The organism is Mycobacterium sp., from assembly GCF_040398885.1.
Taxonomy (GTDB): Bacteria; Actinomycetota; Actinomycetes; order Mycobacteriales; family Mycobacteriaceae; genus Mycobacterium.
The window spans coordinates 1,682-3,833 of record NZ_JBBATF010000218.1 but is presented as its reverse complement, the minus strand read 5'-3'; the positions used below and the strand labels follow the sequence as shown (position 1 = coordinate 3,833).

The following is a 2,152-nucleotide window of genomic DNA, read 5'->3' as shown; positions in this document are numbered from 1 at the left end:
GTCGTGCGGGTGGCTCTCCTTGAGCCCGGCCGCGGTGATCTGGACGAACTGCGCCCGGTTCAGGTCGGCGATGGTCGCCGCGCCGGTGTAGCCCATCGCGGCCCGCAGACCGCCGGTGAGTTGATGGATAACGGTGGACAGCGGCCCGCGGAACGGCACCCGGCCCTCGATGCCCTCGGGTACCAGCTTGTCCTCGGACAACACGTCGTCCTGGAAGTAGCGGTCCTTGGAGTAGGACTTGGCGGCCCCGGCCTCCCCGCGGCCTTGCATGGCGCCCAGCGACCCCATGCCGCGGTAGCTCTTGAACTGCTTGCCGTTGACGAAGATCAACTCGCCGGGCGCCTCGGCGGTCCCGGCCAGCAGCGAGCCCAGCATCGCGGTGGACGCACCGGCGGCCAGCGCCTTGGCGATGTCACCGGAGTACTGCAGGCCGCCGTCGGCGATCACCGGCACTCCGGCGGGGGCGCAGACCGCGGCGGCCTCCAGGATCGCGGTGATCTGCGGGGCCCCCACCCCGGCGACCACCCGGGTGGTGCAGATCGAGCCGGGGCCGACCCCGACCTTGACCGCGTCTGCCCCGGCCTCCACCAACGCCGCCGCCGCACCGCGGGTGGCCACGTTGCCGCCGACCACCTCGACCTTGTGCCCGACCTCGGCTTTGACCTTGCCGACCATGTCGAGCACCCGGCGGTTGTGGGCGTGAGCGGTGTCGACCACCAGCACGTCGACGCCCGCCTCGACGAGCGCCATGGCCCGCTCCCAGGCGTCGTCGCCGACACCGACGGCCGCCCCGACCAGCAACCGGCCGTCGCTGTCCTTGGTGGCCTGCGGGTGCTTCTCGGTCTTGACGAAATCCTTCACGGTGATCAGCCCGGTGAGCCGGCCGTGGCCGTCGACGATGGGGAGTTTCTCAATCTTGTTGCGGCGCAAAAGCCCAAGGGCGGCATCAGCGGTCACCCCTTGTTGAGCCGTGATCAACGGAGTCTTGGTCATGACCTCGGCGACGGGCTTGCTCATATCGACTTCGAAGCGCATGTCGCGGTTGGTGATGATCCCCACCAGGGCGCCGTCGCCGTCGACCACCGGAAGGCCGGAGATGTGGAAGCGCGCGCACATGGCGTCCACCTCGGCCAGGGTGTTGTCCGGCGAGCACGTCACCGGGTCGGTCACCATGCCGGCTTCCGACCGCTTGACCATCTCCACCTGGGCGGCCTGCTCGGCGATGGAGAGATTGCGGTGCAGCACCCCCAGTCCCCCGGCGCGGGCCATGGCGATGGCCATCCTGGCCTCGGTGACGGTGTCCATGGCCGAACTCACCAGGGGCACCTTCAGGCGGATCTTGCGGGTCAGCCGGCTGGAGGTGTCCGCGTCGGCCGGGACCACGTCGGAGGCGGCCGGCAGCAGCAGCACATCGTCGAAGGTGAGCCCCAGCATCGCGATCTTGGCAGGGTCGTCGCCACCGGTTCGCGGGGCGCCGGCGAGCGCCCCGGCGCTGAGGCCGTTGAGCCCGCCGACCCGGTGGGTGCTGTCTTCGGCAATGGACATAGGCGCGGGCCTCCATCAGCGGGCGGGAATGGGGACTTCATCCTATCGGCTCGTCGGGTGGCTTCCCGGGGCGCTACCGATGCCGCTCAAGTAATGTGGGGGCGTGCGCGACCACCTGCCACCGGGCCTGCCGCCCGATCCGTTCGCCGACGACCCGTGCGATCCGTCCTCTGCACTCGACGCCCTCGAGCCCGGCGAGCCGCTGGATCCGCAGGAGCGGGCCGCGGTCGAGGCGGATCTGGCCGACTTGGCGGTTTATGAGGCGCTGCTGGCAGGACGGGGGATCCGCGGCCTGGTGGTGTGCTGCGACGAGTGCAGTCAGGACCACTACCAAGACTGGGACATGTTGCGGGCCAACCTACTTCAGCTTCTCATCGACGGCACGGTACGTCCGCACGAACCGGCCTACGACCCGGAACCGGATGCCTACGTCACGTGGGATTACTGCCGCGGGTTCGCCGACGCCTCGCTGAATGAGGCGACGTCGGACTACTACGACGGCTCGCGCTGAAACCTCGCTCAATCAACCCGCGGGGACCGGAACCAGCGCTGAGGTGGTGACCGCCGCCGTCTGAGCCGGCGTGGGCGCGGGGGTTGCCGTCGTCGC

General features: G+C 69.9%; 2 protein-coding genes. One reads left to right on the top strand and one right to left on the bottom strand.

The genetic code is table 11. The annotated features are described in order from the left end of the window. Nucleotides 1–1,545: IMP dehydrogenase (gene guaB / locus ADBZ5U_RS14935; RefSeq protein WP_526811494.1), on the bottom strand; the 1,545-nt coding region annotated here is incomplete at its 3' end. A gap of 103 nt (nucleotides 1,546–1,648) precedes the next feature. On the opposite strand from guaB, the gene ADBZ5U_RS14930 reads away from it, so the two are divergent. Beyond that, entirely contained in the window at nucleotides 1,649–2,056 is a 408-nt protein-coding gene (locus ADBZ5U_RS14930; protein ID WP_526811492.1) for a DUF5319 family protein, read from the top strand. Nucleotides 2,057–2,152 lie beyond the last annotated feature (96 nt).